A 24517-nucleotide genomic window follows, 5' to 3' on the forward strand; every position below is an offset into this window, starting at 1 on the left:
CCGGGCTCAACGCGATCGAACAGCCCCGGTGTGCAAATCGGCCCAGATATGGCCGTTGGCGTAGCTGAGGAACTGCACATACACGGTGTCGTTTCGCAGCAAGTCGATCACCACGCGGTACTGCGCCAGCGGGTAAAACAGGGTGAGGGTTTTGCTCTTGTCGTCGTAAACCGGTTTTTTCAGGCTTTTGCTTTCACCATCAAAACTCACCAGCACCTGAGTGATCGTCGCACCCTTGTTCAGGGGTTTGCCCTTGAGGCGAATCATCAGGGACGAGGTGACTGGAATCGGCTGCTGATTGGATTGGCGTTGCGCCCCCACGACGACCGAATAGTCGATGACTTGCAGCAGTTGCTGCTGTTCGGGCGGGGCATCGCGCAGGGTCAGATCGTCCGGCGGCAGGAATTGACTGTGCATCGGCGCGGCGGCCAGAGGCAGGCTTAGGGTCAGCAACAGGGCGGCAAAGCTGCGGATCAAAAGGCTCATGACAGGCTCCGGGTGCGGGGCCGAGCACTCTAGCATGGGGTGTATGAAAATCGATCAGCGCACACCAAACAACTGTGGGAGCGAGCCTGCTCACGAAAGCGATGTGTCAGTTTTCAATGATGCTACTGACACGACGCCTTCGCGAGCAGGCTCGCTCCCACAGGGGATAGTGCAGGGTTCTTACATGCCTTTAACGGCAAAGATCCCGTTGGCGTTGCGCCAGTAGCCTTTGTAGTCCATGCCGTAACCGAAGATGTAACGGTCGATGCAAGGCAGGCCGACGAAATCGGCTTTCAGGTCAGGACGCGCTTTGCGGTCGTGATCCTTGTCGATCAGCACGGCGGTGTGCACTTTGCGCGCGCCAGCGTGTTTGCAGAAGTCGATGATCGCGCCCAGGGTATGACCCTCATCGAGGATGTCGTCGATGATCAGCACGTCGCGGTCGATGAACGAGACTTCCGGCTTGGCTTTCCAGAACAGGTCGCCGCCACTGGTTTCGTTGCGATAGCGGGTGGCGTGCAGGTAGGACGCTTCCAGCGGGAAATTCAGATGAGTCAGCAGTTTGCCGGAGAAGATCAGGCCGCCGTTCATCACGCAGAACACCACCGGATTGCTATCAGCCAGTTGTTCGTTGATTTGTGCACCGACGCGAGCGATGGCCGCCTCGACTTCAGACTCGGTGTACAGGCAGTCAGCCTCTCGCATGATTTGACGGATATGCTCGAGATCAGCGGACATGGTGCTCTCCAAGGGGTGGCGGAATCAGGAAAAGCGGGCAAAGGTACGCATCAAGCGAGGCCAGATCAAGCCTTTATGGACTAACGTACTCGATGTCCTATAGGACATCACCCTCGGATAGATTAATCTAGGCCGGTTTTTTTGCCCGCCGCCGGAGCCTTTCCCATGCCCATCCTCGAGATCCGCCATCCGCTGATCCGTCATAAACTCGGTCTTATGCGCCGCGCCGACATCAGCACCAAGAATTTCCGCGAGCTTGCTCAGGAAGTCGGCGCACTGTTGACCTACGAAGCTACAAAAGATTTGCCGCTGGAATCCTACGACATTGCCGGTTGGTGCGGCACGGTGTCGGTGGAGAAAATCGCTGGCAAGAAAATCACCGTGGTGCCGATCCTGCGCGCCGGCATCGGCATGCTTGAAGGCGTGCTGAGCCTGATCCCGGGCGCCAAGGTCAGCGCTGTGGGCGTTGCCCGCAACGAAGAAACCCTGCAAGCGCACACCTATCTGGAAAAACTGGTTCCGGAAATCGACGAACGTTTGGCCATGATCATCGACCCGATGCTCGCCACCGGCAGTTCCATGGTCGCGACCATCGACCTGCTGAAGAAGGCCGGTTGCAAGGATATCCGCGCCATGGTGCTGGTGGCCGCGCCGGAAGGCATCGCTGCCGTAGAAAAAGCTCACCCGGACGTGACCATCTATACCGCGTCCATCGATGAACGTTTGAACGAACACGGTTACATCATCCCAGGGCTGGGCGATGCCGGTGACAAGATCTTCGGCACCAAGCAGAAGGACGCGTGACCATGCAGCAAGAGTTCAACGATCCGCTCTGGCGCACGGTGTTGTCCGGCGCACAGATGCTGTTCGTGGCTTTCGGCGCCCTGGTGCTGATGCCGCTGATCACGGGCCTTGACCCGAACGTGGCACTGTTTACCGCGGGTCTTGGGACGATTCTGTTCCAGATCGTCACTGGCCGTCAGGTGCCGGTGTTCCTTGCGTCGAGCTTTGCGTTCATCACGCCGATCATTCTCGCCAAGGGCCAGTTCGGCCTCGCCGCGACCATGGGCGGCGTGATGGCGGCCGGTTTCGTCTACACCTTCCTGGGCCTGGCCGTGAAGATCAAAGGCACCGGGTTCATCGACCGTCTGCTGCCGCCGGTGGTGATTGGCCCGGTGATCATTTCGATCGGCCTGGCCATGGCGCCGATTGCCGCGAACATGGCGATGGGCAAGGCCGGCGACGGTTCCGAACTGATCCACTACCAGACCGCCATGCTGATCTCGATGCCCGCACTGCTGACCACGTTGATCGTGGCGGTGTTCGGCAAAGGCATCTTCCGCCTGGTGCCGATCATTTCCGGCGTACTGGTCGGTTTTGCCATGGCGTTCTATTTCGGCGTGGTCGATACCGCGAAGATTGCCGCTGCGCCATGGTTTGCGATCCCGCACTTCACTGCGCCGGAGTTCAACTGGCAGGCGATTCTGTTCATCGTTCCGGTCGCGTTGGCACCTGCGATTGAACACATCGGCGGCGTGATTGCAGTCGGCAGCGTGACCGGTCGCGACTATCTGAAGAAGCCGGGCCTGCACCGCACCCTGCTCGGTGATGGCATCGCCACTACCGCTGCGGGCCTGTTCGGCGGCCCGCCGAATACCACCTACGCCGAAGTAACTGGCGCGGTGATGCTGACCAAGAACTACAACCCGAAAATCATGACCTGGGCGGCGATTTTCGCCATCAGCCTGGCGTTTGTCGGCAAGTTCGGCGCGCTGCTGCAGAGCATTCCGGTACCGGTGATGGGCGGGATCCTGTGCCTGCTGTTCGGTTCGATCGCGGCGGTGGGCATGAACACCCTGATCCGTCACAAGATCGACCTAGGTGAGGCGCGCAATCTGGTGATCGTTTCGGTGACGCTGGTGTTCGGGATTGGCGGCGTGCTGGTCGGCACGGGCACCGGGCCGGACGACTTTGGCCTCAAAGGCATCGCGCTGTGCGCGGTGGTGGCGATTGCGCTGAACCTGATTCTGCCGGGCAATGACAGCTGGAAGCACAAGAAGGCGGATGAGCCGCTGGTCTGACGGCTGAAAATCTTTATTGCCTGAAGGACCGCTTTCGCGACCAAGCCCGCTCCCACAGCGGATCTTCTGAGTACACAACATTGTGGCAACAGAAACCCTGTGGGAACGAGCTTGCTCGCGAAGCTTTTAAAGCGCCAAAGGCGCTCTTTCACACAGAGTGGCCAACGCCTTCGCCCATTGCGGGTCGTCATTGAGGCACGGCACCAGCACCAGATCCTCTCCCCCGGCTTCGCAGAACTGCTCCTTGCCGCGATCACCAATCTCTTCCAGCGTCTCGATGCAGTCAGCGACAAACGCCGGGCACATCACCAGAATCTTCTTCACGCCGCTTTTCGCCAACTCATCCAGCCGCGCCTCGGTGTAGGGCTCGATCCACTTCGCTCGGCCCAGACGCGACTGAAACGACACCGACCATTTGCCATCCGCCAGCCCCATGCGCTCAGCGAACAACGCCGCCGTGCGCAGGCATTGTGCGCGATAACAGGTGGCCAAGACCTCGGGCGATGCGTTCTTGCAGCAATCTTCATTCTTGAGGCAATGATTGCCGGTCGGATCGAGTTTGGTCAGGTGCCGCTCGGGCAAGCCATGGAAGCTCAGCAGCAGGTGATCGTAATGCTGCTGCAAATGCGGCCTGGCGCTTTCGACCAGCGCTTCAATGTATTCCGGCTGATCGTAGAACGGTTGCAGCAACGAGAGCTGCACATTGAGATTTTTGGTGCGAATGACACGCTTCGCCTCTTCGATCACCGTGGTAGTGGTGCTGTCGGCGAACTGGGGATAAAGCGGCGCCAGCGTGATGCGTTTGTGCCCCGCCGCGACCAATCGCAACAGGCAGGTCTCAATCGACGGCTCGCCGTAACGCATCGCCAAATCAACCGGGCCACGGTTCCACTGTTGGGTCATCTGCTGCTGCAAACGACGGCTGAGCACCACCAACGGCGAACCCTCATCCCACCAGATCGAGGCATAGGCGTGGGCCGATTGCTCGGGGCGCTTGATCAGGATCAACGACACCAGCAAACGCCTTACCGGCCACGGCAGGTCAATCACGTACGGGTCCATCAAAAACTGATTGAGGTAGCTGCGCACATCGGCCACCGAGGTGGAGGCCGGGGAGCCCAGGTTGACCAGAAGCAAGGCGTGATCGGTCATGCAACGTCCTATTTCAGAGGCGGCTGGAGAGATCATCCAGGGCCGCGCGTAAATCCGTGAACTGGAAAGTGAAGCCCGCTTCAAGCAAGCGTGCCGGCGTGGCCCGTTGGCCGCCCAGCAACAACAAAGACATCTCGCCGAGGCCGACTTTCAGTGCGAGCGTCGGCATCGGCATGAACGCCGGGCGATGCAGTACGCGGCCCAACGTCTTGGCAAATTCGCGATTGCGCACAGGGTTCGGCGCGCACGCATTATAAGGACCACTCGCCTGATCGCGGAGCAGAAGAAAATCAATCAAGGCGATTTGATCGTCGATATGAATCCACGGCATCCACTGCCGGCCATTGCCCAGCGGCCCGCCCAACCCGAGCTTGAAAGGCAGTAACAGCCGCGACAAAAAACCGCCCTCAGCCGACAGCACCAGACCGGTTCGCACCAGCACCACGCGAATGCCCTGAGACTCGGCACGCAGGGCCGTTTCTTCCCAGGCGATGCACAACTGACTGGCGAAATCGTCGATGACCGGCGGCGACTCTTCCGTCAGCTCACGTTCACCACCGTCGCCATACCAACCGATGGCTGACCCGCAGATCAGCAGCGACGGTTTCTGCGCCCGCGTTTCGAGCCATGCCAACAACGTTTCCGTCAGCGTGATACGGCTGCTCCACAGCAACGCTTTGCGTCGATGCGTCCAGAGTCGGTCGGCAATCGGTGCGCCAGCAAGATTGATGATGGCGTCGACAGTTTCTTCGCCGAGGTCCTCCAGGCGCGCAACTCCACGCACTTGGGCACCACAGGTTTTCGCGACCGTTTCCGGACGTCGACTCCACACCGTCAGACGATGGCCCTGCCCAGACCAATGTCGGCAGAGCTGACGTCCTATCAAACCAGTACCGCCGGTCAGCAATATATGCATGACATCTTCCTCGCGTGGCGTTTTACCCGGATCACTAGTCTATTTTTAGAAGCAGGGATCTTTTCTATCGGGCAGGCTCTATTGTTTAACCATAGGCCAAGCTGTCCGAACGAGAATGCTAGAAGTTATACCAAAAAACAAAATTGTACAGGTTTCATCAGCAGCGTAGTCTGTTCTGTACAGAAAGGTAAACGAGGCCCCTATGACTGTACCTATCGCAATCATCGGCACCGGCATCGCCGGGCTCTCGGCGGCCCAGGCTCTGACAGAGACCGGGTACACCGTCCAGTTGTTCGATAAAAGTCGCGGCAGCGGCGGACGCATGTCGAGCAAACGCAGCGACGCCGGTTCGCTGGACATGGGCGCGCAATACTTCACCGCCCGCGACCGGCGCTTCGTCACCGAGGTGCAGCGCTGGCAAAGCCAGGGCTGGGTCGCCGAGTGGACGCCGCAGCTCTACACCTACCAGGGCGGGCAACTCAACCTTTCCCCGGACGAGCAGACCCGTTGGGTTGGCGCGCCACGCATGAGCGCAATCACACGCGGCTTGCTGGATGGCATGGAAGTGCATTTCGCTTGCCGGATCACCGAGGTCTTCCGTGGCGAAGAACACTGGCATCTGCAAGACGCCGAGGGTTTCACCCACGGGCCTTTCAGTCATGTCGTGATCGCTACGCCCGCGCCGCAGGCCACCGCACTGCTGGCCGCCGCGCCGAAACTCGCCGGGGCCGCTGCCGGGGTGAAAATGGACCCCACCTGGGCCGTTGCCCTCGCCTTCGATACGCCGTTGGATACCCCCATCGAAGGCTGCTTCGTGCAAGACAGCCCACTCGACTGGCTGGCGCGCAACCGCAGCAAGCCCGGGCGCGACAACACCCTCGACACTTGGGTGTTGCATGCCACGAGCGCGTGGAGCCGGCAGCACATCGACCTGTCCAAAGAGGCGGTCATTGAGCAACTGCACGGTGCTTTCGCCGAATTGCTGCACTGCGCGATGCCCGCCCCGACCTTCAGCCTCGCCCATCGCTGGCTCTATGCCCGCCCGGCGACCGGCCACGAATGGGGCACGCTGGCCGATGCCGATCTGGGCTTGTACGCCTGCGGCGACTGGTGCCTGTCTGGACGTGTCGAAGGTGCATGGCTCAGTGGTCAGGAAGCCGCGCGACGCTTGCACGAGCACCTGCAATGAACCGCATCAATCCGCGCAAGTTGCTGCTGTCGAAATGGACAGCAGCCCAGCCGAAAAACCGCGAGAAGCATTTTCTGGTGACCGAACTATTCTGCGATGAGGAAGGCACAGTGCTCGAGATTGAGTTGCAGGCGGTGCTGACCCAGCGCGCCGAGCGACTCGATTGGCAAATCCTGAAAAACCCGGCTGAATGGCATTTGGGCTGGAAGTGAGCCCGCTCCCACAAAAACCTATACAAAACATTTGACTTGTACACCCCACAATCTATGCTGAGGAAAAGTTGTACAGAGGTAAACCTCTGTACAGGTATAGATTCGAGGTGCTCATGTCCGAACCTTCTGCGCTTAAACCCAAAATCGCCATCAGCGCCTGCCTGCTGGGTGCCGAGGTGCGCTACAACGGTGGTCACAAGGAGTCGCGACTGTGCAGCCGCACTCTCTCAGAATATTTCGAGTTTGTCCCGCTGTGCCCGGAGGTCGCCATTGGCCTGGGCATTCCTCGCGAACCGATTCGCCTGGTCGGTGACCCGGAGCATCCCGAAGCTATCGGCACCGTCAACCCCACAATCAACGTCACCCAGCCACTGGCCGAGTACGGCGAGAAGATGGCCGCCGAACTGAATGACATCTGCGGCTACATCTTCATGCAGCAGTCACCGTCCTGCGGACTGGAACGGGTCAAGGTCTATCACGCCAACGGCGCCCCGGTGAACGGCGGCGGACGCGGCATCTATGCTCAAGCCTTCTGTGCACGGCACCCGGACTTGCCGGTGGAGGAAGCCGGCCGCCTGAACGATCCGGTGCTGCGCGAGAACTTCATTACCCGCGTGCTCGCCTACCGCGACTGGCAGCAGTTGCTTGCCCACGGCCTGAGCCGCCGAGCCCTCACGGAATTCCATTCGCGCTACAAATATCAGCTGATGGCCCATAACCCTCTGCAATACAAGGCACTGGGGCAGTTGTTAGGCAATATGGCGCAGAGCGACCCTGCGCAACTGGGCCCACGCTACTTCAGCGAACTGATGGCGGCGCTTAAAAAATGCGCCACCCGCGGCACGCACAGCAACGTCCTGTTACACATCAGCGGCTATCTGAAACAGGCGATCAGCGCCGAAGACAAACAAGAGATGCAACATGTCATCGGCCAATACCGCCTCGGCATCGTGCCGCTGGTCGTGCCGTTGACCCTGCTCAAGCATCACTTTCGCCTCCATCCGGACCCGTACATTGCGCAGCAGGTTTACCTGCAACCGCATCCGGAAAATCTCAGCCTGCGAAACGCCATCTAATGACCGAAAAGACCGATAGCAGCGCCCAGGAAGACTTGGGCGCGGACTTTAAAAAAGCCCTCGACGAAGGCTGGCTGCCGATCCGCGAAGTAGCGCGGCAAACCGGCGTCAACGCGATCACTCTGCGCGCATGGGAACGCCGTTATGGGCTGATCGTGCCGCAGCGCACACCCAAGGGGCATCGGCTGTATTCGGCCGAGCATGTGCAACGGATCATGACCATCCTCACCTGGCTCAACCGCGGCGTTGCGGTCAGTCAGGTCAAGCCGTTGCTCGATACCCCGCAAGCGTTCAGCGAAACGGTGGAAAACGACTGGCAGCGATTGCGTCAGACACTGTTGATGGCCGTCACGCAACTCAATGAACGCAACCTCGACGACAGCGTTAATCAAGCCATGGCGCTGTATCCGCCGCGCACCCTGTGCGAGCAATTGCTGATGCCGCTGCTGGCCGATCTTGAGCAACGCTGGCAGGGCCAGTTCGGTGCGCAGATGGAGCGCGTGTTCTTTTATTCATGGTTACGCAGCAAATTCGGCGCGCGCATCTACCATAACAATCGTCAGTTGCACTCCGCGCCCCTGCTGCTGATCAATCACTCCGACCTGCCACTGGAACCTCATCTGTGGCTATGCGCGTGGCTGATCAGCAGCAACGATTGTCCGGTGCAAGTCTTTGACTGGCCATTGCCAGCCGGGGAACTGGCATTGGCGGTCGAACATCTGCAATCGCGTGGCGTACTGCTGTATTCCAGCAAAGCCATGCAACTCGCACAGTTGCCGAAACTTCTGGCGGGGGTCAGTGGCCCAAAAATAATTGTCGGACCAACGGTATGCATCCACCACGCCGAGTTGTCCGTAAGAACTTGCGAGATGGCTGATTTGTACCTGGCTGAAGATCCGCTTTCAGCGCAACAGGTGCTCATTCAGCGCGGGCTGATTTGATGAACCCAGTGAAGACCGACATGCAATTGATCTGGCTGCGCACTGACTTGCGCCAACATGACAACACCGCCCTTGCGGCCGCCGCCGCACGCGGCCCGACGGTCGCCGTGTACCTGTTGAGCCCCCAGCAATGGCAACAACATGACGACGCGCCGTGCAAGGTCGATTTCTGGCTACGCAATCTGCGCGAACTGAGCAAAAGCCTCGGCGAGCTGAACATTCCCTTGCTGATCCGCACCGCTGCGCACTGGGATCAGGCCCCAGCGCAGCTGCTCAAACTCTGCCAGCAACTGAAGATCGCCGCCGTTCACGTCAACGAAGAGTACGGTGTTCATGAGAGCCGTCGCGATGCGGCGGTGGCCGACACGCTGAAAGGTGAAGGCGTCGAATTTCACAGCTATCTTGATCAACTGCTGTTCAAGCCCGGCACGGTACTGACCAAAACCGGCACTTATTTTCAGGTGTTCAGCCAGTTCCGCAAGGTCTGCTATGAACGCCTGCATCGCTCGATGCCGGCCTTGGTGAAAACCCCAGGCAAGCAGACCGCACTGGCGCTCGAGAGCGATTCGGTGCCTGACTGCGTCGACGGTTTCGCCGCACCCAGCGAGTCCCTGCGCGCCCTGTGGCCGGCAGGGGAAGAGGAAGCTCAACGCCGCCTCGATACCTTCGCCGATGCGCAAATCGACTACTACAAAAGCGAAAGAGACTTCCCGGCCAAACCGGGCACCAGTCAGCTTTCTGCTTACCTTGCCGCCGGGGTGATATCGCCTCGCCAATGCCTGCACGCGGCCCTGCAGAGCAATCAGGGCGAATTCGAAAGCGGCAAGGTTGGCGCGGTCACCTGGATCAACGAACTGCTGTGGCGTGAGTTCTACAAACACATCCTGGTCGGCTATCCACGGGTATCGCGCCACCGCGCCTTCCGCCCGGAAACCGAGGCCTTGGCCTGGCGCCATGCACCGGATGATCTCGCGGCGTGGCAAGAAGCGCGCACCGGGCTGCCGATCATCGATGCGGCCATGCGCCAATTGCTCGAAACCGGCTGGATGCACAACCGTCTGCGGATGGTGGTAGCGATGTTCCTGACCAAAAACCTGCTGATCGACTGGCGTGAAGGCGAACGCTTTTTCATGCGCCACCTGATCGACGGCGATCTGGCGGCCAACAACGGTGGCTGGCAGTGGAGCTCATCGACCGGGACCGATTCGGCGCCGTACTTCCGCATTTTCAATCCGCTGAGCCAGTCGGAGAAATTCGACAGCGAAGGGCTGTTCATCAAGCACTGGCTGCCTGAACTGGCCGGGCTCAATAAAAAAGAAGTGCACAACCCGGCCAGCGCCGGTGGGCTGTTCGGTGTCGCCGACTATCCCGCGCCAATCGTTAATCTAAGCGCGTCACGGGAGCGCGCGTTGGCCGCCTTCAAGAACCTGCCTGCCCGCCAAGCGGCCGGAGGCGATCATGAGTGAATTCCTGCGCAGCTTCGCCCGGCAATTTTGCGAATTGAACAAAGACAATTTGCAACGCTTGAGCGAGTTCTACAGCGATGACATTCACTTCACCGACCCGTTGCACGACGTGCAGGGGTTGACGCAACTGCGCAACTACTTTGCCCAGATGTACGCCAACGTCAGCGAACTGCGCTTCGACTTCCACGGTTTCGACCAGATCAGCGACGGTGAAGGCTACCTGCGCTGGGTCATGAGTTATCGCCACCCACGGCTGGCCAGCGGCCGGGAAATACGCGTCAGCGGCTGCTCGCATTTGCTTTGGCGCGACAAGGTTTATCGCCACCGGGATTATTTCGATGCCGGGGCGCTGCTGTACGAACATTTGCCCGTATTGGGCCGAGTAATTGCTTGGTTGAAAAGGAGAATGGGATGAGTCGTACACCTCCACGGCGCTATTGGTTGACCGGTGCCAGCAGTGGTATCGGCGCGGCACTGGCTGAGGAAATTCTGAAATCCGGTGCGCACCTGGCGGTCAGTTCACGTCAGGTCGCCCCGCTCAAGGCCTTGTCGCAACGTTATCCGGGACAAGTGCTGGTGGTGCCGGGCGATTTGACCAACAGCCAGACCGTGCGCGAAATCGGTGAGCAGATCACTCAGGACTGGGGATCGCTCGATAGCGTGATTCTCAATGCCGGGACGTGCGAGTACGTCGATGCCCGCCAGTTCGACGCTTCGATCGTCGAGCATGTGGTGCGCACCAATCTGCTCGCCAGCAGCTACTGCATTGAAGCCGCCCTGCCCTTGCTGCGTAAAGGCACCGCACCGCATTTGGTCGGGGTTGCCAGCTCCGTCACCTATCTGCCGTTGCCTCGGGCCGAAGCCTACGGTGCATCGAAGGCCGGGCTGCGTTACCTGTTCGAATCGTTGCGCATTGACCTGGCGGATGAAGGCATTGAAGTCACGGTCGTCAGCCCCGGTTTTGTCGAGACACCGCTGACCGCCAAGAACGATTTTCCGATGCCTCTGAGCTGGCCTGTGGATAAAGCCGCACGGCACATCTACGCCAAACTCAAGGACCGGCCACTGGAAATCGCCTTTCCCGCGCTGTTCATGGCCGCCCTGTGGCCGTTGTCGAAATTGCCCGCCCGTGCGCAACTCGCCATTGGCAAACGCATGGTGCGACGCAATCCACCGCAGCAGGAACCAACGTGAAAATTGCCATCATCGGCAGCGGGATCTCCGGGCTTACCTGCGCCTACCTGCTCAATCGCCGACACGACATCACGGTGTTCGAGGCCAGCGACTGGGTCGGTGGTCACACGCACACCGTAGAGGTGACCGTCGACGGCCGATCCTACGCGGTGGACACCGGCTTCATCGTATTCAATGACTGGACCTACCCCCACTTCATTCGCTTGCTGGGACAGCTCGGCGTGAGCTTCAAAGCGACCGAAATGAGCTTCTCCGTGACCGATCCGGACACGGGGCTGGAATACAACGGCAACAACCTCAACAGCCTGTTCGCCCAGCGCCGCAATCTGCTGTCGCCGGGATTCTGGGGCATGCTGCGCGACATTCTGCGCTTCAACAAAGAAGCGCAACGCGACCTCGCAGAACAGCGGATCGCCGCCGACACCACGCTGGACGACTACCTCAAGGCTGGCGGCTGCGGCGAGCGTTTCATCCTGCATTACATCGTGCCGATGGGGGCCGCGATCTGGTCGATGCCGATGGCGGAGATGCTCAATTTTCCGCTGCAGTTTTTTGTCCGTTTCTTCAAGAACCATGGGCTGCTATCGGTCAGTAATCGTCCGCAATGGCGGGTCATCGAGGGCGGTTCCAGCGCCTATGTCGCGCCACTGACCGCTTCGTTCAAAGAGAACATCCGCCTGAACTGCCCGGTGACCCGTGTTGATCGCAACGAACATGGCGTGGTTATCCACAGCCCGGCAGGCAGCGAACATTTCGACCAAGTCGTGTTTGCCTGTCACAGCGATCAGGCCTTGCAACTGCTCGCCAGCCCCAGCGATGCCGAACGCGCAATCCTCGGCGCCCTGCCCTACGCCGACAATGAAGTGGTGTTGCACACCGACACGCGTCTGCTGCCCACTCGCAAACTGGCGTGGGCGAGCTGGAACTATCGGCTTGGCGGATCCGGCCACACTCAGGCTGCGGTCACTTATGACATGAACATCCTGCAAGGTATCCAAAGCGACACCACGTTTTGCGTCAGCCTCAACCAGAGCGCGGGCATCAGCCCATTCAAAGTGCTCGCCAAATACACCTACGCCCACCCGCAATTCAGCCTCGCGGCAGTGGCGGCGCAGAATCGCTGGGCAGAACTGGACGGCGCACAACACACACATTATTGCGGCGCCTACTGGGCCAACGGTTTCCATGAAGACGGTGTGGTCAGCGCATTGCGCGTGGCTGCTTCGTTCGGGGAAACCTTATGAACAGCGCCCTGTACAGCGGCTGGATCGGTCATCGGCGCTTTTCGCCGCGCAAGCACGCGTTCCGTTACAAGATCGGCTTGCTCTATCTTGATCTGAGCGAACAGGACGCTGTACTGGCGCTGTCGCCACTGGCGGGGCGTAGCCGCTTCGCGCCGTTCTCCTTTCGCGAAACCGACTATCTGAAGACCTTCACCGGGCGCGGCATTCGCCTGATCGATGCCGTGCGCCAGCAGGTCGCTGCCGCCATCGGCCATGAACCGCAAGGCTCGATCTGCCTGCTGACCCAGGCGCGCAGTTGGGGCTTGTCGTTCAACCCGGTGAGTTTCTTTTACTGCCACGAAGCCGACGGGCAACTGGCCGCGATTGTCTGCGAAGTGACCAACACCCCATGGCGCGAGCGTTATCACTACGTGCTGCCTGCGCGCACGCCGGCCAATCTGCAGGATTTTCACCAGCATTTCGCGGTGGCCAAGGCGTTCCATGTCTCGCCGTTTCTGCCGCGCGATCTTGAATACCGCATGAGCTTCAGCCCCGCCGCCAAAACCCTTGGCGTGCACATGGCCGACTGGCAGGGCGAACACAAGCTGTTCGACGCCACGCTCAATCTGCAACGCGAAACCCTCAACCGGCAAAGCCTTCATCGCTACCTGCGGCGCTTCCCGTGGATGACTGCAAAAACCGCGTTGGCGATTTACTGGCAAGCGTTGCGACTGCTGTTCAAACGCGCGCCCATCTTTGCTCATCAGGCTGCCGACGGCAGCTTTCAAACCGCCACTGTGCCTCCCAAGGAGCAACGCCATGAAATCCTCTAGCCCGTCGCTCAGTCGGCTCAGCACCCATGGTTTGACCGGATCGCTGCTGCGCCGTGGTGTATTACGCCAATTGGCTCAACTCAAACACGGGCAACTGCTGGTAATCGAGGATGGCGAACGCTTGATGTTCGGCGCGCCGGGCAGTGCCTTGCTCGGGGAAATCCACATTCAGGACCCGGCAGTCTGGGGCATGGTGGCCGGCAATGGCTCGATCGGTGCCGGCGAGGCGTTCATCCATGGTTACTGGAGTTCGCCAGACCTGACCGCCGTGGTGCGGGTGTTCGTCAGCAACCTTGAGGTGCTCGACGCGATGGAGGGCGGTCTGGCCCGCCTCGGCCGGCCGCTGGTGCAAGGCCTGCACTGGCTCAACCGCAACACACGCAAGGGCTCGCAGAAAAACATCGCCGCGCACTATGACCTGGGCAACGATCTGTTCGAGCAGTTTCTCGACCCGACCATGATGTATTCGGCGGCACAGTTCCTCACCCCCGAAGACAGTCTGGAACAGGCGCAACTGAACAAGCTCGAGCGGATCTGCCAGAAACTCGCGCTCACGCCCAGCGATCACCTGCTGGAAATTGGCACCGGTTGGGGCAGCATGGCGCTCTACGCGGCGCAAAATTATGGCTGCCGCGTGACCACCACAACCCTGTCGAAAGAGCAGTACGCGTTTACCGCACAGCGCATCGAACAACTGGGCTTGCAGGATCAGGTCACGCTGCTGCTCAAGGACTACCGCGACCTCACCGGCGAGTACGACAAGCTGGTGTCGATCGAGATGATCGAAGCCGTAGGTCATCGCTTCCTGCCGACCTACTTCAAGCAATGTGCACACCTGCTCAAGCGCAATGGTCTGATGCTGATTCAAGCCATCACCATCCGCGAACAGCGCTACGAGCAAGCCAAGCGCGGCGTCGACTTCATCCAGCGCTACATCTTCCCCGGCGGCGCCCTGCCCTCTGTGCAGAAGATGCTTGAAGTGGTCAGCCGCGAAACCGACATGAACTTGCTGCACATGGAAGATTTCGGCCTGCATTACGCACGCACCCTGCGTCTGTGGCACGAAAACTTTCGCCGTGCACACGGCCGCTTGAGCGAATTGGGCTACGACGATTACTTCCTGCGGTTGTGGGAATTCTATCTGTGCTACTGCGAGGGCGGATTCCTGGAGCGCACCATCGGCACCGCGCAATTGCTGCTGGCCAAACCCGCTGCCATGCCCGCGCCACTGCTCGGCCGCTTCGATGCTTGAGCGGATCGCCAATGCCGTGTTGTTCCAGATCGGCTGGCTGGTCTGTGTGCTCGGCGGCAACAGTTTGTGGCTGTTGCTGGCGTTGGCGGTGCTGGTGATTCATCTGTGCTGGATCAGCAGTTGGGCGGCTGAGGGCCGTTTGGTACTCAGTGTGGTGCTGGTCGGTACGGCGGTGGACAGCGTTTTGCGTGGCCTAGGCGTGTTTGAGTTCCAGGATCAGTCACCATTGATTCCGCTGTGGCTGATGCTGCTCTGGGCCTTGCTCGCCACGACCCTGCGTCACTGCCTTGCGTGGACTGCCCGGCCATGGTGGCTGGCCAGCGCACTGGGCGCCGTCGGCGGCGCATTGTCGTACTACGGCGGCGGACGACTGGCCGGGGTGCAATTTCCCTACGGCGAATTACCGACCCTGATCGGCATCGGCCTGCTTTGGGCACTGCTGTTTCCGTTGTTGCACACCATGGCGCGACGCCTGAACCGCTGAGCGTCCGTCAGAGCTTTCACACACTCGACGAGCTCTGCCTTACACTGCCGGCCATGAAAAACATTCCCCACCAGCAAATCACCGAACCGGCGGTCACCTGTTCGACTTGCGCAGCGTGCTGCTGCCAGCTCGAAGTGATGCTGATCACCGACACCGGCGTGCCTGATCGCTTTATCGATACCGATGAGTGGGGCGGCGAAGTGATGCTGCGTCTGGACGACGGCTGGTGTGCGGCACTGGATCGCGACACGATGATGTGCACGATCTATGAGAAGCGTCCGCTGATTTGTCGCGAGTTCGAGATGGGCTCACCCGAGTGCATCGAAGAGCGCCAGGGTATCGCCACGGTATACCGCTGATCCCGAAAACACCCCAAAACCAAATGTGGGAGCGGGCTTGCTCGCGAAAGCGGTAGGTCAATCAACTCACATGTCGACTGATACACCATATTCGCGAGCAAGCCCGCTCCCACAAGGTTTTCTGCAAGCAGTTAAATCTGTGCTTACAGTGGCATCGTGTAATGCAGTGAGTAACTTTCTACCCCGTCGTTGTCGCTGGCAAGACCGGCGTTGGAATAGTGCATCGCACGAATCCCGACTTCATGCCCACCGTTGAAACGCAGACCAAAACCCAGGCGGTCTTCGAACTGGAAGGCGCCGCCCAGATTGTTCGATTCGTACTGGGTATTGGAGAATACCGCCACACCAATCCCGGCCTCGACATACGGTTTGACCGACTGCCCGGCAAACTCGTAAACGAACACCGGCGAGAACGACAGGCTGTTGTTGCTGGAGGTCTTGTCGCCTTCCCAATAGGTGTAGGCACCGCTCCAGTAACCGGTCAGGCGACCGACGTCACTCTGCAGCCAGCTCTTGTCCCAATCGAAATTCATCCCCAGGCGATACGTCATGGTTGAATCGCTGGTTGCCCCGACCCCGAACTCAACACCTGCTGCTTGTGCGGTAAAACTGTGCCCCATCAGTGCGGCCGCAATCGCGGCCAAACAGAATAGTCGCTTCACTTTGAAACTTCCTTTTCCGGAACGATCGTTTGGTTTTCTAGATAACTCACGCTATAGAAGGCGGCGGTTGATCAGAAGTTCAGCCAATTTTTTAGTTATTTCACACTTTTTTTACAATCCGAAGTGATGCACTTCGCTTGCGGTTTGCCCCAGCAGCGGCAGGATGTTTTTGAAGTACTGCGGGCTGGCACTGGTCCAGAATCTGACCGACCGGTTCGGCCCTTCGGCAAGCAAATCGCGTTCGGCCAGAAGACGCTGAAGTTGCCGTGCCACGGCAGCGCCCGTGTCGATCAGGCTGATGTTTTCGGGGAGCATCGACTTGAGCATCGTTTTAAGAAAGGGATAGTGCGTGCAGCCGAGAATAATGGTGTCGCAACCATTGGCCAGCAGCGGATCGACGTAGCTTTGCAGCAACTGGCGCAACGCGGTGCTGTGCAGATCGCCGCTCTCGATCAACTCGACCAGCCCCGGGCACGGCTGGGTGATCACCCGCACATCGGTGGCGAAGCGATCCAGCAGCGCTGCAAACTTGGCACTCTGCAAGGTGCCAGTGGTGGCGAGTACACCGACCACACCGCTGCGGGTGGCAGCAGCGGCAGGCTTGACCGCTGGCTCCATGCCGACAATCGGCCAGTCGGGAAAGTCCCGGCGCAGATCGGCCACAGCGGCCACCGTCGCGGTATTGCAGGCGACCACCAAAGCCTTGGCGCCCTGCTCGCGGAAAAACCCGGCCATCACGCTGCAGCGCTGGCGGATGAACGCAGGGGTTTTCTCGCCGTAAGGAATGTGCCCGCAATCGGCAAAGTACAGCAGCGACTCTCGGGGCAACAATCGCTGGATTTCCGCCAATACCGACAAGCCGCCGACACCGGAATCAAACACGCCGATCGGCGCTTCACGCATGGCGCGAACCACAGACACTGCAACCCGGATCACGCTTGACCCGCAACTCGCGAAAGCGCGAGCCCAAGGCGTCGATCAACAGCAAGCGCCCCACCAGCGGTTCGCCGAACCCGACCAGCACCTTCAACGCTTCGAGTGCCTGAAGGCTGCCGACCAGCCCCACCAGCGGCCCCACTACGCCAGCCTCGCTACACGTCAGTTCGGCTTCGCTACCGTGGCCGTACAGACAGTGGTAGCAAGGACTTTCGGCGCGACGCGGATCGAACACCGACAGCTGCCCTTCAAGACGAATCGCTGCGCCGCTGACCAAGGGTTTGCCAGCGGCCACACACGCGGCGTTGACCGCTTCGCGCGTGGAAAAATTATCGGAACAGTCGAGGACCAGATCCACCGCCGAAACGGCAGCGGCAAGAGAGTCCTCGTCCAGTGCCTGACGATGAGGCACCAGTAGAATCTCGGGGTTGATCGCACTCAAACGCTTGAGCGCCGAGTCGACCTTGCTCATGCCGACGCTGTCGGTGTCGTGGATGATTTGGCGTTGCAGGTTGGTCAGATCGACCGTGTCGAAATCCGCCAAATGCAATTCGCCCACACCTGCTGCCGCCAGATACAAGGCAACCGGCGCACCGAGACCGCCGAGGCCGACGATCAGGACGCGACTGTCCTTGAGCTTCAACTGGCCATCGATGTCGATGTGTTGCAGCAGAATCTGTCGGCTGTAGCGCAGCAATTCCTCATCATTCAGCACGGCAGGCGCCCCAGGCTGATGCGTTGATGGCCGCCCAGGTCGGTGCGGCTGTGGACTTCTTCAAAACCGCGTGTGCTCAACAGATCGCGAACGGCCTCGGCTTGATCATAGCCGTGTTCGAGCATCAGCCAGCCGCCGGCCTGCAGGTGATCCGGCGCTTGGGCGACGATCAGACGCAAGTCGTCGAGCCCGTCCTCACCGGCCACCAGCGCGCTGGCCGGTTCGAAGCGCACATCACCTTCGACCAGATGCGGGTCAGCGGACGCAATGTAGGGCGGATTGCTGATGATCAGATCAAAACGCTGACCTTGCAGAGCGCTGAACCAATGGCTGCTCAGCACCGTGGCATTGTTGAGATGCAGACGCTGACGATTGCGCTCCGCCAGGGCCACGGCTTCCAGAACACGATCCACGGCAGTGACTTGCCACGCGGCACGCTCACTGGCCAGGGCCAAGGCAATCGCGCCGCTACCCGTACCGAGGTCTAGAACGTTGGCCGCGGTCGCGGGCAATAACTCCAGCGCGGCTTCCACCAGCAACTCAGTGTCCGGGCGCGGAATCAGTGTGTGCGGCGCGACCTCCAGATCGAGCTTCCAGAACCCCTGCTGACCCAGAATGTAGGCCACTGGCTCACCGCCGCGACGACGTTGCAGGTACTCGGCAAAGGTCAGCGCCGCGTCACTGGGCACGATGCGCTCGGGCCAGGTGTGCAGAAAACTGCGCGACTTGCCCAGCGCCGCCGCGAGGAGCAATTCGGCGTCCAGACGCGCGGTGGGCGAATCCGGCAGTTCGGCGGCACGCAACAGGCTGGCAATGATGGTCATTTATTCACCTATCGCAGCGAGTTGGTCGGCCTGGTATTCGGCCAGCAAAGGCTCGATCACTGCCTCAACGCCACCGGCGAGAATTTCATCGAGGGAGTACAAGGTCAGGTTGACGCGATGGTCGGTGACCCGGCCCTGAGCAAAGTTGTAGGTGCGAATCCGCTCGGAACGATCACCGGAACCGACGAGCAATTTTCGCTCGCTGGCAATCGCATTGGCCGCCGCTGCGGTTTGCTGATCATTGAGTTTGGCTGCGAGCCACGCCATCGCCCGCGCACGGTTCTTGTGCTGGGAACGTTCTTCCTGACACTCGACGACAGTGCCGGTCGGTATGTGCGTGATGCGGATCGCCGAGTCGGTGGTGTTGACGTGCTGACCACCGGCCCCGGAGGAGCGGTAAGTGTCGACGCGCAAATCCGCCGGGTTGATCTCGATGGCTTCGCGCTCGTCTGGCTCGGGCAACACCGCGACGGTGCAGGCCGAGGTGTGGATACGGCCTTGGGATTCGGTGGCCGGCACACGCTGGACACGATGGGCGCCGGACTCGAATTTCAGCTTGCCGTAAACGTTATCGCCTTCAATGCGGGCGATGACTTCTTTATAGCCACCGTGTTCGCCTTCGTTTTCCGAAAGGATCTCCACGCGCCAGCCACGACGTTCGGCGTAACGCGAGTACATGCGGAACAGGTCGCCGGAGAAAATCGCCGCCTCGTCGCCACCGGTGCCGGCGCGAATTTCGAGGAAGACGTTGCGGCCGTCGTTGGGATCCTTGGGCAGCAACATGCGCTGCAGATCGCCTTCCAGCGTGATCAGCAATTCCTTGGCTTCGTGGACTTCTTCCACGGCCATTTCACGCATGTCCGGGTCGCTGTCCTTGAGCAGCGCCTGCGCGCCTTCAAGATCGCTTTGTACGCCGAGCAGTTTTTTATAGGCTTGCACGACCGGTTCAAGTTCGGCGTATTCCTTGGAATAGGCGCGGAACCTGGTCTGATCGGCAATGACTTCGCCGTCGCCGAGCAGCGCGGTCAGTTCCTCGAAACGGTCCTGGAGGATGTCCAGCTTATTGAGCAGTGACGCTTTCATTGCGGTTTTTTATCCGAAAAGCTATCCGGTGAGCCCTCGAGGGCAAAGAGTTCCTGGGCCATGGCCAGCGCATCGAGGCGGCCTTCGGCAGAAAGCTTTTTGAGCTGCACGCTGGGTGCATGCAACAGTTTGTTCGTCAGACCGCGAGCCAGTTGCCCCAGCACCTCTTCGGCATTGCCGCCATTGGCCAGCAGGCGCAGGGCTTTTTGCAGTTCTTCGTCGCGCAGGCGTTCGCTCTGTTGACGATAGGCCTTGAGCACATCGACCGCCGCCAGTTCGCGCAGGCGCACCATGAAATCATCGGCGCCGACCGAGACCATTTCTTCCGCCGCTTGCGCAGCGCCTTGGCGGCTCTTGAGGTTTTCGGCGACCACTTCATGGAGGTCGTCGACGCTATAGAGATAAACGTCGTCCAACTCGCCGACTTCCGGTTCGATATCCCGGGGAACAGCAATGTCGACCATGAAGATCGGTTTGTGCTTGCGCAGCTTCAGTGCACTCTCGACCGCGCCTTTGCCTAGGATCGGCAACTGACTGGCCGTCGAGCTGATGACGATATCGCTGCGCACCAACTCCGCCGGAATGTCCGACAGCAACACCGCGTGAGCGCCAAACTGCTCAGCGAGCAAGCTGGCGCGTTCGAGCGTGCGGTTGGCGACGACGATGCGCCTGACCCCCAACTCGTGCAAGTGACGGGCAACCAGAGTGATGGTCTCGCCGGCGCCGATCAGCAGGGCCTGGCTGCGTTGCAAATCACTGAAAATCTGTTTGGCCAGGCTGACGGCCGCAAATGCCACGGAGACCGGGTTTTCGCCGATCGCGGTGTCGGTGCGCACCTGTTTGGCGGCATTGAACGTGGCCTGGAACAGTCGCCCCAGCAGCGGCCCGATGGTCCCGGCCTCGCGGGCCACGGCGTAGGCCGATTTCATCTGGCCGAGAATCTGTGGTTCGCCCAGCACCAACGAGTCGAGCCCGGAGGCGACACGCATCATGTGACGAACTGCCGCATCATCTTCATGCACATAAGCACTCGCGCGCAGCTCATCGAGGCTTAAATGGTGATAGTCGGCCAGCCAGCGCAGCACGATATCCGCAGAAAGCTGATCCTGTTCTATATAAAGCTCACTGCGATTGCAGGTGGAGAGGATCGCAGCTTCGCGGCTGTCGGTCAGTCGGCAGAGCTGCTGCAGGGCCTCAACCAGTTGCTCAGGGGTAAAGGCCACGCGCTCGCGGACGTCTACTGAAGCAGTCTTGTGGTTAATACCGAGTGCAAGGAAGGCCATTCAAGGTCGCTGATGGTGACGTGAAGCCGGCAATTGTCCACCTTCGAAAGATTCAGAACAACTACCGCTGACTATTGTCCCAATTGTCGCCCCCTATAATGGGCACAATTGAGACTCGGTTATGTTTGGCCCAAGGCTTGTGTCATGATGATCCGACCGCAGGTTAGTCGTCCTCTTCCTATATGAATAGATCTTCCGCGTTGCTCCTTGCTTTTGTCTTCCTCAGCGGCTGCCAGGCCTTGGCACCCGTTTCGCCGGACGGTACGCCACCGGTCGAAGACACCACGCCCGCGCCTGAAAAGCCCAAGGTTTACAGCTCGTTCAGCGAGGAAACCATTTTCAGCCTGTTGAGCGCCGAACTCGCCGGCCAGCGCAATCGTTTCGACATTGCGCTGGATAACTACGTGACCCAGGCCATCAACACCCAGGACCCGGGCGTCTCCGAGCGTGCTTTTCGCATCGCCGAGTATCTGGGCGCCGACCAACCGGCTCTCGACACGGCACTGATCTGGGCGAGAAACGCCCCGGACGATCTCGAAGCGCAACGCGCCGCCGCCGTACAACTGGCACGCGCCGGGCGCTATGACGACTCCATGGTCTATATGGAGAAAGTCCTGCTGGGCAAGGGCGACACCCATTTCGACTTCCTCGCGCTGTCGGCGGCTGACACCGACCAGGAAACCCGCGACGGCCTGATGAAAAGTTTTGACCGCTTGTTGCAGCGTCACCCGAACAACGGTCAACTGATTTTCGGCAAGGCCCTGCTCTTGCAGCAGGATGGCGACAATAAAGCTGCGCTGACCCTGCTCGAAGACCACCCGCCGGAAGACGGCGAAATTGCCCCTATCTTGCTGCGCGCGCGCCTGCTGCAGCTATTGAATCGTGGCGACGAAGCGCTGCCACTGCTGCAAAAAAGCATCAAGAAGTACCCGGACGACAAACGTCTGCGCCTGACTTACGCACGCATGTTGGTCGAGCAGGACCGCATGGACGACGCCAAAGCCGAATTCTCCGGCCTCGTTCAGCAATACCCTGAAGACGACGAACTGCGTTATTCGTTAGCGCTGGTGTGCCTGGAAGCCAAGGCCTGGGACGAGGCCAAGGGCTATCTCGAAGACCTGATCGCCCGCGACAGCCACGTCGATTCGGCGCACCTGAACCTGGGGCGCATCGCTGAAGAGCGCAATGACCCGCAAGGTGCACTGATCGAGTACGCCCAGGTAGGACCGGGCAACGACTATTTGCCCGCGCAGTTGCGCCAGGCCGACATCCTGATGAACAACGGCAAAACCGCCGAAGCGCAAAGCAAACTGACGGCCGAACGCGACGCACAACCCGATTACGCCATCCAGTTGTACCTGATCGAATCAGAAACCCTGTCGGCCAACAAACAGGACGACAAAGCCTGGAAAGTCCTGCAGCAAGCCTTGCAGCAATACCCGGACGACCTGAACCTGCTTTACACCCGGGCCATGCTCGCGGAAAAACGCGATGACCTGGCACAGATGGAAAAAGACCTGCGCCTGATCATCAAGCGCGACCCGGACAATGCCATGGCGCTGAACGCTTTGGGCTACACCCTGTCTGACCGCACCACGCGCTACGCTGAAGCCAAGACGCTGATCGAGCAGGCGCATCAGATCAACCCGCAAGACCCGGCAGTGCTCGACAGCCTCGGCTGGGTGAACTTCCGCTTGGGCAATCTGGACGACGCCGAGAAATATCTGCGTCAGGCGCTGGAGCGCTTCCCTGATCACGAAGTCGCCGCTCACCTCGGTGAAGTGCTGTGGGCCAAGGGCAACCAGCGTGAAGCCAAACAAATCTGGGGCAAATTCCTCAAGGATCAGCCCGACAGCACCATTCTGCGCAGCACCATCAAGCGCCTGACCGGATCCGAGACTCTTTAACTCATGTTTTTGCGCCACGTTATTGTTTTCAGCTTCATCGCCCTGCTCGCCGGTTGCGCGGGTTTCGGCGCTCGCGAATCGGTCGAGGGCCACGGCAGTCCGGCTCAATGGGCCGCGAACAAACAACAGCTGACAGGCCTCGACGGCTGGCAGATCGACGGCAAGATCGGCATCCGTGCGCCGAAGGACTCCGGCAGTGGCACGCTGTTCTGGTTGCAGCGTCAGGACTACTACGACATTCGCCTGTCCGGCCCACTGGGTCGCGGCGCGGCACGCCTGACCGGGCGTCCGGGCAAGGTTTCACTGGAAGTCGCCAACCAGGGCCGCTACGAATCGCAGTCGCCGGAAACCCTGCTTGAAGAACAGCTCGGCTGGAAATTGCCAGTCTCGAATCTGGCTTGGTGGGTACGCGGTCTGCCGGCACCCAACAGCCAAAGCCGCCTGAATCTGGACGCCAACAGCCGTCTGGCCAACCTTGAACAGGATGGCTGGAAAGTCGAATACACCGCCTACACCGAACAAAATGGTTACTGGTTGCCCGAGCGCATCAAGCTGCACGGCACCGACCTGGACGTAACGCTGGTGATCAAGACCTGGCAGCCACGCAAACTGGGGCAGTAAGCATGACCGCTCCTCGCCTGACCCTGCCCTCGCCGGCAAAACTCAACCTGATGCTGCACATCCTGGGTCGCCGTGAAGACGGCTATCACGAGTTGCAGACGCTGTTTCAGTTTGTCGATTACGGCGATCAAATCACCTTCGCCGTGCGCGATGACGGCGTGATTCAACTGCACACCGCGTTCGCAGGCGTGCCCCACGACAGCAACCTGATCGTGCGCGCGGCGAAATTGCTGCAAGAGCAGTCCGGCTGCTCGCTTGGTATCGACATCTGGATCGACAAGGTTCTGCCTATGGGCGGCGGCATTGGTGGCGGCAGTTCGAACGCGGCGACCACGTTGCTTGGGCTCAACCATTTGTGGCAATTGGGCTGGGATGAAGATCGACTGGCCGTACTGGGTCTGTCGCTCGGTGCTGACGTGCCGGTTTTCGTTCGCGGCCATGCGGCTTTCGCCGAAGGCGTCGGCGAGAAACTTACCCCGGTCGATCCCGAAGAACCGTGGTATCTGGTGCTCGTGCCGCAAGTCTCTGTAAGTACGGCAGAAATTTTTTCCGATCCTTTGTTGACACGTAACACGCCGCCCATTAAAGTGCGCCCCGTTCCCGAGGGAAACAGTCGAAATGACTGCTTGCCGGTGGTTGCAAGGCGTTATCCAGAAGTACGTAACGCATTGGATTTGTTAGGTAAATTTACCGAAGCAAAGCTCACCGGAACTGGAAGTTGTGTGTTTGGGGGCTTCCCAAGCAAAGCTGAAGCTGATAAAGTCTCGGCCCTTCTGACAGAGACCCTTACAGGGTTTGTAGCAAAAGGAAGCAACGTTTCGATGTTGCATCGCAAGCTGCAAAGTCTGCTCTAAAGGAACCAAGTGCTCGGCACTTGAAGCAAC

At 59.9% G+C, this 24517-nt stretch carries 27 protein-coding genes; 17 read left to right on the forward strand and 10 right to left on the reverse strand.

What is annotated here, in order from left to right:
- Nucleotides 1–6: 6 nt before the first annotated feature.
- Nucleotides 7–486 carry a hypothetical protein gene (locus K5E40_RS15480; protein WP_221731547.1) on the reverse strand — a complete coding sequence of 160 codons (480 nt, stop codon included), beginning with the start codon at nt 484–486 and terminating at the stop codon, nt 7–9.
- A gap of 180 nt (nt 487–666) precedes the next feature.
- Nucleotides 667–1224 carry a hypoxanthine-guanine phosphoribosyltransferase gene (locus tag K5E40_RS15485; protein ID WP_221731548.1) on the reverse strand — a complete coding sequence of 186 codons (558 nt, stop codon included), beginning with the start codon at nt 1222–1224 and terminating at the stop codon, nt 667–669.
- 165 nt (nt 1225–1389) lie between these two features.
- Between K5E40_RS15485 and upp the strand changes: the two genes are divergently transcribed.
- Together upp and K5E40_RS15495 are read left to right on the forward strand one after the other, a co-directional pair.
- On the forward strand, nt 1390–2028 hold the full coding sequence (gene upp / locus K5E40_RS15490; protein ID WP_007912842.1) for a uracil phosphoribosyltransferase: 639 nt from the start codon (nt 1390–1392) through the stop codon (nt 2026–2028).
- 2 nt (nt 2029–2030) lie between these two features.
- On the forward strand, nt 2031–3305 hold the full coding sequence (locus tag K5E40_RS15495) for a uracil-xanthine permease family protein (protein WP_221731549.1): 1275 nt from the start codon (nt 2031–2033) through the stop codon (nt 3303–3305).
- Nucleotides 3306–3431: 126 nt separating this feature from the next.
- On the opposite strand, the gene hemH is transcribed toward K5E40_RS15495, so the two are convergent.
- A complete protein-coding gene (gene hemH / locus K5E40_RS15500) occupies nt 3432–4457 on the reverse strand; it encodes a ferrochelatase (protein WP_221731550.1) in 1026 nt (341 codons plus the stop codon).
- A gap of 13 nt (nt 4458–4470) precedes the next feature.
- The gene (locus tag K5E40_RS15505; protein ID WP_221731551.1) at nt 4471–5373 is read right to left on the reverse strand and encodes a TIGR01777 family oxidoreductase; all 903 of its coding nucleotides are present in this window, start codon (nt 5371–5373) and stop codon (nt 4471–4473) included.
- 202 nt (nt 5374–5575) lie between these two features.
- On the opposite strand from K5E40_RS15505, the gene K5E40_RS15510 reads away from it, so the two are divergent.
- The 12 genes from K5E40_RS15510 to K5E40_RS15565 all read left to right on the forward strand — a co-directional run bounded on the left by K5E40_RS15510 (nt 5576) and on the right by K5E40_RS15565 (nt 15602).
- Entirely contained in the window at nt 5576–6562 is a 987-nt protein-coding gene (locus K5E40_RS15510) for an NAD(P)/FAD-dependent oxidoreductase (protein ID WP_221731552.1), read from the forward strand.
- Nucleotides 6559–6774: a TIGR02450 family Trp-rich protein gene (locus K5E40_RS15515; RefSeq protein ID WP_221731553.1), complete on the forward strand. Its 216-nt coding sequence runs from the start codon at nt 6559–6561 to the stop codon at nt 6772–6774. The genes K5E40_RS15510 and K5E40_RS15515 overlap by 4 nt, the downstream gene beginning before the upstream one ends.
- 113 nt (nt 6775–6887) lie before the next feature.
- On the forward strand, nt 6888–7850 hold the full coding sequence (locus K5E40_RS15520) for a DUF523 and DUF1722 domain-containing protein (protein ID WP_221731554.1): 963 nt from the start codon (nt 6888–6890) through the stop codon (nt 7848–7850).
- Nucleotides 7850–8791, forward strand: coding sequence for a MerR family transcriptional regulator (locus K5E40_RS15525; RefSeq protein ID WP_221731555.1), 942 nt, complete (start codon nt 7850–7852; stop codon nt 8789–8791). The genes K5E40_RS15520 and K5E40_RS15525 overlap by 1 nt, the downstream gene beginning before the upstream one ends.
- Before the next feature lie 20 nt (nt 8792–8811).
- Entirely contained in the window at nt 8812–10257 is a 1446-nt protein-coding gene (gene phrB, locus K5E40_RS15530) for a deoxyribodipyrimidine photo-lyase (RefSeq protein ID WP_221731603.1), read from the forward strand.
- Nucleotides 10250–10672 carry a nuclear transport factor 2 family protein gene (locus K5E40_RS15535; protein WP_221731556.1) on the forward strand — a complete coding sequence of 141 codons (423 nt, stop codon included), beginning with the start codon at nt 10250–10252 and terminating at the stop codon, nt 10670–10672. The genes phrB and K5E40_RS15535 overlap by 8 nt, the downstream gene beginning before the upstream one ends.
- On the forward strand, nt 10669–11451 hold the full coding sequence (locus K5E40_RS15540; protein ID WP_221731557.1) for an SDR family oxidoreductase: 783 nt from the start codon (nt 10669–10671) through the stop codon (nt 11449–11451). The genes K5E40_RS15535 and K5E40_RS15540 overlap by 4 nt, the downstream gene beginning before the upstream one ends.
- Nucleotides 11448–12695, forward strand: coding sequence for an FAD-dependent oxidoreductase (locus K5E40_RS15545; protein WP_221731558.1), 1248 nt, complete (start codon nt 11448–11450; stop codon nt 12693–12695). The genes K5E40_RS15540 and K5E40_RS15545 overlap by 4 nt, the downstream gene beginning before the upstream one ends.
- Nucleotides 12692–13507 carry a DUF1365 domain-containing protein gene (locus tag K5E40_RS15550; RefSeq protein ID WP_221731559.1) on the forward strand — a complete coding sequence of 272 codons (816 nt, stop codon included), beginning with the start codon at nt 12692–12694 and terminating at the stop codon, nt 13505–13507. Before K5E40_RS15545 ends, K5E40_RS15550 begins: the two co-directional genes overlap by 4 nt.
- On the forward strand, nt 13494–14759 hold the full coding sequence (locus tag K5E40_RS15555; protein ID WP_221731560.1) for a cyclopropane-fatty-acyl-phospholipid synthase family protein: 1266 nt from the start codon (nt 13494–13496) through the stop codon (nt 14757–14759). Before K5E40_RS15550 ends, K5E40_RS15555 begins: the two co-directional genes overlap by 14 nt.
- On the forward strand, nt 14752–15243 hold the full coding sequence (locus K5E40_RS15560) for a DUF2878 domain-containing protein (RefSeq protein WP_221731561.1): 492 nt from the start codon (nt 14752–14754) through the stop codon (nt 15241–15243). Before K5E40_RS15555 ends, K5E40_RS15560 begins: the two co-directional genes overlap by 8 nt.
- A 53-nt stretch (nt 15244–15296) precedes the next feature.
- The gene (locus K5E40_RS15565) at nt 15297–15602 is read left to right on the forward strand and encodes a YkgJ family cysteine cluster protein (RefSeq protein ID WP_221731562.1); all 306 of its coding nucleotides are present in this window, start codon (nt 15297–15299) and stop codon (nt 15600–15602) included.
- Nucleotides 15603–15745: 143 nt separating this feature from the next.
- Here the strand turns inward: K5E40_RS15565 and K5E40_RS15570 are convergent, their stop codons facing one another.
- The 6 genes from K5E40_RS15570 to hemA form a co-directional block, all read right to left on the reverse strand.
- Entirely contained in the window at nt 15746–16264 is a 519-nt protein-coding gene (locus tag K5E40_RS15570; protein ID WP_221731563.1) for an acyloxyacyl hydrolase, read from the reverse strand.
- Between the two features lie 111 nt (nt 16265–16375).
- The gene (gene murI, locus K5E40_RS15575) at nt 16376–17167 is read right to left on the reverse strand and encodes a glutamate racemase (RefSeq protein WP_221731564.1); all 792 of its coding nucleotides are present in this window, start codon (nt 17165–17167) and stop codon (nt 16376–16378) included.
- The gene (locus K5E40_RS15580) at nt 17160–17915 is read right to left on the reverse strand and encodes a molybdopterin-synthase adenylyltransferase MoeB (RefSeq protein ID WP_221731565.1); all 756 of its coding nucleotides are present in this window, start codon (nt 17913–17915) and stop codon (nt 17160–17162) included. The genes murI and K5E40_RS15580 overlap by 8 nt, the downstream gene beginning before the upstream one ends.
- Complete coding sequence (gene prmC, locus K5E40_RS15585; RefSeq protein ID WP_221731566.1) at nt 17909–18739, reverse strand: peptide chain release factor N(5)-glutamine methyltransferase; 831 nt, start codon at nt 18737–18739, stop codon at nt 17909–17911. The genes K5E40_RS15580 and prmC overlap by 7 nt, the downstream gene beginning before the upstream one ends.
- Entirely contained in the window at nt 18740–19822 is a 1083-nt protein-coding gene (gene prfA / locus K5E40_RS15590; RefSeq protein ID WP_221731567.1) for a peptide chain release factor 1, read from the reverse strand.
- Nucleotides 19819–21105, reverse strand: a complete 1287-nt coding sequence (gene hemA, locus K5E40_RS15595; RefSeq protein WP_221731568.1) for a glutamyl-tRNA reductase — start codon at nt 21103–21105, stop codon at nt 19819–19821. The genes prfA and hemA overlap by 4 nt, the downstream gene beginning before the upstream one ends.
- A 182-nt stretch (nt 21106–21287) precedes the next feature.
- Between hemA and K5E40_RS15600 the strand changes: the two genes are divergently transcribed.
- The 3 genes from K5E40_RS15600 to ispE are packed head-to-tail and all read left to right on the forward strand — an operon-like array spanning nt 21288 to nt 24487.
- Entirely contained in the window at nt 21288–23012 is a 1725-nt protein-coding gene (locus K5E40_RS15600) for a tetratricopeptide repeat protein (RefSeq protein WP_221731569.1), read from the forward strand.
- Nucleotides 23013–23015: 3 nt separating this feature from the next.
- Nucleotides 23016–23633, forward strand: coding sequence for a lipoprotein insertase outer membrane protein LolB (gene lolB / locus K5E40_RS15605; RefSeq protein ID WP_221731570.1), 618 nt, complete (start codon nt 23016–23018; stop codon nt 23631–23633).
- A gap of 2 nt (nt 23634–23635) precedes the next feature.
- A complete protein-coding gene (gene ispE, locus K5E40_RS15610; protein WP_221731571.1) occupies nt 23636–24487 on the forward strand; it encodes a 4-(cytidine 5'-diphospho)-2-C-methyl-D-erythritol kinase in 852 nt (283 codons plus the stop codon).
- Nucleotides 24488–24517 lie beyond the last annotated feature (30 nt).

This window comes from Pseudomonas baetica (genome assembly GCF_019733355.1).
Lineage (GTDB): Bacteria > Pseudomonadota > Gammaproteobacteria > Pseudomonadales > Pseudomonadaceae > Aquipseudomonas > Aquipseudomonas baetica_A.

What these genes read in the sequence shown, in the direction of transcription:
- hemH (WP_221731550.1), bottom strand. Translation starts at nt 4,457, where the DNA reads ATGACCGATCACGCCTTGCTTCTGGTCAACCTGGGCTCCCCGGCCTCC.
- K5E40_RS15515 (WP_221731553.1), top strand. Translation starts at nt 6,559, where the DNA reads ATGAACCGCATCAATCCGCGCAAGTTGCTGCTGTCGAAATGGACAGCA.
- K5E40_RS15495 (WP_221731549.1), top strand. Translation starts at nt 2,031, where the DNA reads ATGCAGCAAGAGTTCAACGATCCGCTCTGGCGCACGGTGTTGTCCGGC.
- lolB (WP_221731570.1), top strand. Translation starts at nt 23,016, where the DNA reads ATGTTTTTGCGCCACGTTATTGTTTTCAGCTTCATCGCCCTGCTCGCC.
- hemA (WP_221731568.1), bottom strand. Translation starts at nt 21,105, where the DNA reads ATGGCCTTCCTTGCACTCGGTATTAACCACAAGACTGCTTCAGTAGAC.
- K5E40_RS15600 (WP_221731569.1), top strand. Translation starts at nt 21,288, where the DNA reads ATGAATAGATCTTCCGCGTTGCTCCTTGCTTTTGTCTTCCTCAGCGGC.
- prmC (WP_221731566.1), bottom strand. Translation starts at nt 18,739, where the DNA reads ATGACCATCATTGCCAGCCTGTTGCGTGCCGCCGAACTGCCGGATTCG.
- phrB (WP_221731603.1), top strand. Translation starts at nt 8,812, where the DNA reads ATGCAATTGATCTGGCTGCGCACTGACTTGCGCCAACATGACAACACC.
- K5E40_RS15480 (WP_221731547.1), bottom strand. Translation starts at nt 486, where the DNA reads ATGAGCCTTTTGATCCGCAGCTTTGCCGCCCTGTTGCTGACCCTAAGC.
- upp (WP_007912842.1), top strand. Translation starts at nt 1,390, where the DNA reads ATGCCCATCCTCGAGATCCGCCATCCGCTGATCCGTCATAAACTCGGT.
- K5E40_RS15505 (WP_221731551.1), bottom strand. Translation starts at nt 5,373, where the DNA reads ATGCATATATTGCTGACCGGCGGTACTGGTTTGATAGGACGTCAGCTC.
- prfA (WP_221731567.1), bottom strand. Translation starts at nt 19,822, where the DNA reads ATGAAAGCGTCACTGCTCAATAAGCTGGACATCCTCCAGGACCGTTTC.
- K5E40_RS15560 (WP_221731561.1), top strand. Translation starts at nt 14,752, where the DNA reads ATGCTTGAGCGGATCGCCAATGCCGTGTTGTTCCAGATCGGCTGGCTG.
- K5E40_RS15520 (WP_221731554.1), top strand. Translation starts at nt 6,888, where the DNA reads ATGTCCGAACCTTCTGCGCTTAAACCCAAAATCGCCATCAGCGCCTGC.
- K5E40_RS15525 (WP_221731555.1), top strand. Translation starts at nt 7,850, where the DNA reads ATGACCGAAAAGACCGATAGCAGCGCCCAGGAAGACTTGGGCGCGGAC.
- K5E40_RS15550 (WP_221731559.1), top strand. Translation starts at nt 12,692, where the DNA reads ATGAACAGCGCCCTGTACAGCGGCTGGATCGGTCATCGGCGCTTTTCG.
- K5E40_RS15540 (WP_221731557.1), top strand. Translation starts at nt 10,669, where the DNA reads ATGAGTCGTACACCTCCACGGCGCTATTGGTTGACCGGTGCCAGCAGT.
- K5E40_RS15535 (WP_221731556.1), top strand. Translation starts at nt 10,250, where the DNA reads ATGAGTGAATTCCTGCGCAGCTTCGCCCGGCAATTTTGCGAATTGAAC.
- K5E40_RS15510 (WP_221731552.1), top strand. Translation starts at nt 5,576, where the DNA reads ATGACTGTACCTATCGCAATCATCGGCACCGGCATCGCCGGGCTCTCG.
- K5E40_RS15555 (WP_221731560.1), top strand. Translation starts at nt 13,494, where the DNA reads ATGAAATCCTCTAGCCCGTCGCTCAGTCGGCTCAGCACCCATGGTTTG.
- K5E40_RS15485 (WP_221731548.1), bottom strand. Translation starts at nt 1,224, where the DNA reads ATGTCCGCTGATCTCGAGCATATCCGTCAAATCATGCGAGAGGCTGAC.
- murI (WP_221731564.1), bottom strand. Translation starts at nt 17,167, where the DNA reads ATGCGTGAAGCGCCGATCGGCGTGTTTGATTCCGGTGTCGGCGGCTTG.
- K5E40_RS15565 (WP_221731562.1), top strand. Translation starts at nt 15,297, where the DNA reads ATGAAAAACATTCCCCACCAGCAAATCACCGAACCGGCGGTCACCTGT.
- ispE (WP_221731571.1), top strand. Translation starts at nt 23,636, where the DNA reads ATGACCGCTCCTCGCCTGACCCTGCCCTCGCCGGCAAAACTCAACCTG.